General features: G+C 46.1%; 4 protein-coding genes. 2 read left to right on the top strand and 2 right to left on the bottom strand.

Annotation, left to right across the window (positions count from 1 at the left end; translation table 11 throughout):
* The first annotated feature begins 57 nt into the window (after positions 1–57).
* The gene (locus EO131_RS15445) at positions 58–1,503 is read left to right on the top strand and encodes a T9SS type B sorting domain-containing protein (RefSeq protein ID WP_127024264.1); all 1,446 of its coding nucleotides are present in this window, start codon (positions 58–60) and stop codon (positions 1,501–1,503) included.
* A gap of 50 nt (positions 1,504–1,553) precedes the next feature.
* On the opposite strand, the gene EO131_RS15450 is transcribed toward EO131_RS15445, so the two are convergent.
* Both EO131_RS15450 and EO131_RS15455 read right to left on the bottom strand, forming a co-directional pair.
* The gene (locus EO131_RS15450) at positions 1,554–3,053 is read right to left on the bottom strand and encodes an OmpP1/FadL family transporter (protein WP_127024267.1); all 1,500 of its coding nucleotides are present in this window, start codon (positions 3,051–3,053) and stop codon (positions 1,554–1,556) included.
* A 40-nt stretch (positions 3,054–3,093) separates the two neighbouring features.
* Complete coding sequence (locus EO131_RS15455) at positions 3,094–4,416, bottom strand: hypothetical protein (RefSeq protein ID WP_127024270.1); 1,323 nt, start codon at positions 4,414–4,416, stop codon at positions 3,094–3,096.
* Between the two features lie 94 nt (positions 4,417–4,510).
* On the opposite strand from EO131_RS15455, the gene proS reads away from it, so the two are divergent.
* Entirely contained in the window at positions 4,511–5,986 is a 1,476-nt protein-coding gene (proS, locus tag EO131_RS15460; protein WP_127024273.1) for a proline--tRNA ligase, read from the top strand.
* Positions 5,987–6,127 lie beyond the last annotated feature (141 nt).

Below are 6,127 nucleotides of genomic sequence, written 5' to 3' on the forward strand. Positions count from 1 at the left end.
AAGGGTTTTAAGGAAGTTATACAGGTTATGTTGCATAACCTTTAGCCCCAAACGTTTATGAGAGCCCTGATCAGTGCTATCTGTTTAATCTTCTTGACATACTTTTCAGCAAGTGCACAAAATTCACCGGATTGTAGAACGGCGATTCCCGTGTGTGCCGATGCACCCATTATGGGGGTGACCGACGGTAGTGGCGATATCGATGATTTTGACCCTGAAGTGATCACCCAAACGGGTTGCTTGGAAAAGGGAAGTGTAAGTTCTGCCAATATCGAAAACAATACGGGCTGGTTTGTATTTCGTGCGGGAACCGATGGACAGATAGGATTTGATATTGAGGCCTTGCCCGTAAATCCTGGGGGTCCCATTACTGCTGAATGGGATTTTGCCCTGTATGGGCCGTTTGATGAAACTACGGGACAAAACTATTGTACAATTATTGGGGACGGCTCTGCCCAGCCCATTCGTTGCAACTATGAATACAATGATACCGGATTTACCGGCATTGGCGTAAACCCAGTAGATGGGAGGGAAGGGGCACCTTTCGTAAAGAGCAGCCAGAATACGTATGATGAATGGTTGAACGTGACCGCAGGGGAAATTTATTACCTGTACATCAATAATTACAATACCAATTTTGATGACGAGCCGGAATCGTTCATTTTAACGTTTACAGGGAGTTCTGTGGATGAAAATCAAGATACTGCGTTGGACTGTACCCTTCGGGATGAGTTCTTGGGCTTGGATATTGTCGCCTGTGAAGGGGATCCCGATATTGTTTTGAGTGCCCTGAATTCTCCGGTTGGTCCCAATATAGCCAATATTACATGGGAATATGATGCCGATGATGATGGCACTTATGAAACTGTGCTTGCCACTGGCGCCGGACAAACCGAATTGACCGTGTCCAGTCCAAATTCAGGACGTTATCGCGTCACCATAGAATCTACCTTTGGAAATACCATTACCGATGATATTCTCATCACCTTTTACGGCGTACCCGAATTGGATGAGGTCCGCATCATTGATGATTTGGTGAACAGCACGCAGACCGATCCATACAACATAGAGATCGTTCCGGTGGGCGATGGCGACTATGAATATGCCATCAATGGCGGTGAATTTCAGGACGACCCCTTTTTCTATGATGTACCGCCCGGACTCAATACGGTGGTAATCAATGATAAAAATGGATGTGGAACCACAGAGCCCATTGAGTTTTTAGTGGTGGGCTTCCCCAAATTTTTTACGCCCAATGGCGATTTTGTGCATGACACGTGGCAAGTTTTGGGCATTGAGGAATTGGACAGTCCGGTGGTTTACATTTTTGATCGCTTCGGAAAACTGTTGAAGCAATTGGAACCCAACAATGGTTGGGACGGTACCTTCAACGGAAGGGATATGCCATCGTCGGACTACTGGTTCCGATTGGATTACAATCGGGATGATGAAGGGGTGTTGGTGGCTACTTCGGTGCGTCGACACTTTTCATTGGTGCGATAAAAAAAAGGCCAGGACAAGCCCAGCCTTCATTTACTGTATTTTCTTTTCCATTAAAATTTTATCACATACCCTAAGGATATGTTGGTATTGATTTGGTTCACCAAGGCCGCACTATCGATGCCGCCATCAAAGAAATAGGAATTCACGTCCTGCTCGGTTCTGCTGAAGGCCAAGTCCAATCGGCTACCACCAAAGTTATAGCCGATACCAGCTGAAAAACCGTTAAGATCGCCAATCCAATCGCCATTTTCGTAAGGGCTCTCCTCAAAGCGGTAGCCTGCTCGTAAGCTAACTTCATCAATACGGTACTCGCCACCCAAGCGGTACGAGTTCACGGCACCCAAAGTGCTGGCAATAAAATTGTTCTCCGCAGCAAAAGAAGGGTCCCCATTGGGTCGCAATTCGGCTTTGGACATATCTTGATAGCTGTAATCCAAACTTATGAGTCCGTCCTGTCCGAAGACCAAGGCAAAGCTTCCTGTATATTTTTCCGGGGTTTTGATGCGATATTCCTCGTAAAGGTTGATAATTCCGAAGTTAATGAAATCGATATCCGAGACGGCCAGATTGGAATTGATACGCTGTGCGGTATCGTCGGTTAACCTGTACCAGGTTGGGGATTGATAGCTACCACCCACACGGATGCTCTCATTCAATTTGGCAATGGCCCCCAATGCAAAGGAAAAACCATAGCCTTCCGTATGAAGGAAGTTGTCGAAGGAGGCAAACTGAACAGGGGAATCCTGTGCATAGCCACTTTCATCCAAATAGGTGAACCGTTCATACAGTACGTTGTGAAAGTTCAAAGCGGCACCTAGGTAAAGGTTTTCTTGGTATTGACCGGCAAAGTTTAGGGTGAACTTGCTGTTATACCCATTGGTAACTTGTGAGAATTGTTGGTTTACCCCGCTGTAATCCGCATTGGAAAAATAAGAGGTGTTGTTGTCATCATCCTCAGTAGGCTCGATCAAACCTGCCTGAAAGCCCAAAAATGCCTGTTGGGCAGCATAGCCCAAACTAGATCCAATGTCCAAATAGGCATCCTCGATGAATTCTCCGGGTTGTGTGCGAAGGGGTCCAAGAGCCTGACCTTGCGCAAAGTTTAAAAAATAGTTGTCAATGCCCAATGAGGTATTTCCGGATGCGAAATATTCGTTATCGAAATTTTGGACCAAATCATAATTGAAAGCCAATGCAATTTTTTTCCAAGGACTATTGCTCGAGTTGAAAACAAACACACCGCCGACCTGGTTCAATTCCAGTGAGTTGTTGGTGCTGTTCGTAAGGCTGTTTCCAAAAAGCGCATCGTTGTTCCGATTGTAATTGGTGCCGGTAATGCTCATTTCACTAAAATTGAACACGGCCGATCCCGCGGGGTTGATGCCTATGGCCGACAAATCGCCGCCCAAGGCTCCAAAAGCACCGCCCATGGCCTGAAATCGTGCTGTTCCTTGCATGTTTTCGGTGCTGTAGCGCAACACGTCATCAATGGTCTGGGCACTAGCAAAAGTGCATGCCAATACCATTATGAAAGTTAAGATTCGTTTCATTTCGTTTGATTTAGATTATGAATGATGAAGTTTGGATTAGTTATGGTCTGCCGCCTCTTCCACCGGATCTGGATGACCCGCCTGACGATCTGCCTGCACTACCTGAACTTCTGGATGAACCGCCTGAGCTTCTGTAACTACCAGAACTTCTGGAACTGCCTCCGCTGCTTCTGTAGCTTCCAGAGCTTCGAGAACTGCTACCACTACTTCTATAGCTTCCTGAACTTCTGGAGGTTCCGGAAGATCGGGAATAATTGCTTGATCTTGGTACGGATCTACCAGAAGATTGATAACTTCTAGTACTTCTACCGGTGCTATAGCCTGGGGAATATCTGCCGTTCGATGAACTGCTCCTGTTGTAAGCGCCATTGCTTCGTGTGCTAGGCGTTGTACCATAGGAACGATATGATCTAGCGGTTCCACTGTAAGGAGTGGCCCGGGTACTTCTACTGGTGCGGTAATTCCTGTTTCTTGCGATGGCATCGGCACTTACGCGTCTACTGGCCGTGTTGCCATTATAGGTGCGTGAGCTTCTGTTGGCCAAAGAACTTCTGTTTACCGTTGCGTTGGAACGCCCACTGTTGTTTCTGAACCTATTGGTGTATGTATTGCGGGAGGTCAGATTTGAGCTCCTAGTGTAGTTATTGGCATAACCTCTTCTACCGGTCATGTAGGTATAATTTCTACCATACCTACTATTGTATAGGTAGGGTCTATTCCATCCGTAATAACCGCCCCAACCATAGTAACCGGCATAGCCCCATCCGTTGTAAGGATAACCCCATCCGTAGTAGCCACCCCAGCCCCAACGGTTATATCTCCAGGGATTGTACCATCCCCAGCCCCATCCGACGTAAGGACTGTTCCATCCCCAGCCCAAGGACCAATAAGGATCGTTCCAACCCCAACCCCAGTAGGCATTGTTCCAACCCCAACCCCAATTGTTGTCATAAACATTGATGGTTACGTTGGAAGGATTGTCGCCCCAACCTGGATTGCCATTATAGGTGTTGAATTCATCGTCATAGGCAAAATAATCGTCCATATTGCCCAATGGAATACTATCATTGGCCGATTCGCTGGAGTAACTGTCGACATCGGTGAAAATCTCGCTGTCCAAGATTTCACCATACATATCTGCTTTCTGACCAAAGTATTCGCCATATAAGTTGGTTTCACGACGATCGTTCGCAACGGCCTCGGCATTTCTTTTCTCAACACGGACCACTTGGTTGCCGCTTGTGTAGATACCATCATCGTAATAAGAAGCTTGTTGGTACGAACCACAGGAAGCCGCCAAAAGGGCAGCTACGATTAAAGTGGTATACAATCCAATTTTCTTGTGGGGTAAAGACGTTAACATGGCGCAATTTTTATTGTTGAACATATTAAAAATAACTAGTTTTACCGAATTATTTTATTAAATAAATCACAAGTTTTGTGCCAAACTACAATAGATGGGTAAAAATTTAACTAGTCGCGCCGAAGATTATTCCAAATGGTATAATGAGCTGGTCGTGAAATCCGACTTGGCCGAGAATTCAGGGGTTAGGGGCTGTATGGTGATCAAACCATACGGATATGCCATATGGGAGAAGATGCAGGCCCAACTGGATAAAATGTTCAAGGAAACCGGCCATGAGAATGCGTATTTTCCTTTATTTATCCCAAAATCCTATTTAAGCAAAGAGGCCAGCCATGTGGAGGGCTTTGCCAAGGAGTGTGCGGTGGTGACTCATTACCGATTGAAAAATGCAGAGGATGGTAGCGGTATTGTAGTGGATGAGGATGCCAAGTTGGAAGAGGAACTCATCGTACGTCCGACTTCCGAAACCATTATTTGGGATACCTACAGGAGATGGATACAGTCTTACCGAGACCTACCTTTAAAGATCAACCAATGGGCGAATGTGGTGCGTTGGGAGATGCGGACGCGTCTCTTTTTGCGAACGGCTGAATTTTTATGGCAAGAAGGCCATACGGCGCATGCCACAAGGGAGGAAGCTGTGGAAGAAGCCGAATTGATGATGCATGTTTACGCCGAGTTTGCGGAAAACTATATGGGGGTTCCCGTAATCAAAGGAACCAAAACGGAAAGCGAACGTTTTGCAGGAGCCGAAGAAACCTATTGTATTGAAGCTTTGATGCAGGACGGCAAAGCGCTCCAAGCAGGCACATCACACTTTTTGGGACAGAATTTTGCCAAAGCTTTTGATGTGAAATTTGCCACCAAAGAGGGGAGTCAAGAATATGTTTGGGCGACCTCTTGGGGGGTGTCCACCCGATTGATGGGCGCATTGGTAATGACGCACAGTGATGATAATGGATTGGTGCTGCCGCCAAAGCTGGCTCCCATTCAGGTAGTGATCGTACCTATTTATAAGGGGATGGAACAATTGGAAGCCATTTCCGAAAAAGTGGACCCACTGGTAAAAGCATTGCGGGCTAGGGGAATAACCGTAAAGTATGATGACAGGGATACCCACAAACCTGGGTTCAAGTTCAACGAATACGAATTGAAAGGGGTTCCCGTTCGCTTGGCGATTGGCCAACGCGATTTGGAAAATGGTACCTATGAAGTAGCCCGTCGCGATACTTTAAGCAAAGAATCTGTGAAGGCCGAGGATATTGTGGATAGAGTAGCAACTCTTTTGGAGGAAATTCAGGAAAACATCTATAAAAAGGCGTTGGATTACCGAGCCGACCATATTTCCGAAGTGGATACCTATGAGGAATTTAAACAGGTTATTGAGGAAAAGGGTGGATTTGTATCAGCGCATTGGGATGGAACACCAGAAACCGAGGATAAGATCAAGGAAGAAACAAAAGCCACGATCCGTTGTATACCATTGAACGTGGAAAAGGAGGCCGGTAAATGTATGGTGACCGGAAAACCGTCGCAATATCGAGTCTTGTTTGCAAAGGCCTATTAATTAGGGTGCAAAAAATAATAGTAACTGTTGCAAGACTTAAAAATAGTTGTATTTTTGCATCCGCAATTGTGCAACCATATGGCCCGTTCGTCTAGGGGTTAGGACGCCAGGTTTTCATCCTGGTAACAGGGGTTCGATTCC

Source organism: Flagellimonas beolgyonensis (assembly GCF_003992615.1).
GTDB lineage: Bacteria > Bacteroidota > Bacteroidia > Flavobacteriales > Flavobacteriaceae > Flagellimonas > Flagellimonas beolgyonensis.

What these genes read in the sequence shown, in the direction of transcription:
- EO131_RS15445 (WP_127024264.1), top strand. Translation starts at nt 58, where the DNA reads ATGAGAGCCCTGATCAGTGCTATCTGTTTAATCTTCTTGACATACTTT.
- EO131_RS15450 (WP_127024267.1), bottom strand. Translation starts at nt 3,053, where the DNA reads ATGAAACGAATCTTAACTTTCATAATGGTATTGGCATGCACTTTTGCT.
- EO131_RS15455 (WP_127024270.1), bottom strand. Translation starts at nt 4,416, where the DNA reads ATGTTAACGTCTTTACCCCACAAGAAAATTGGATTGTATACCACTTTA.
- proS (WP_127024273.1), top strand. Translation starts at nt 4,511, where the DNA reads ATGGGTAAAAATTTAACTAGTCGCGCCGAAGATTATTCCAAATGGTAT.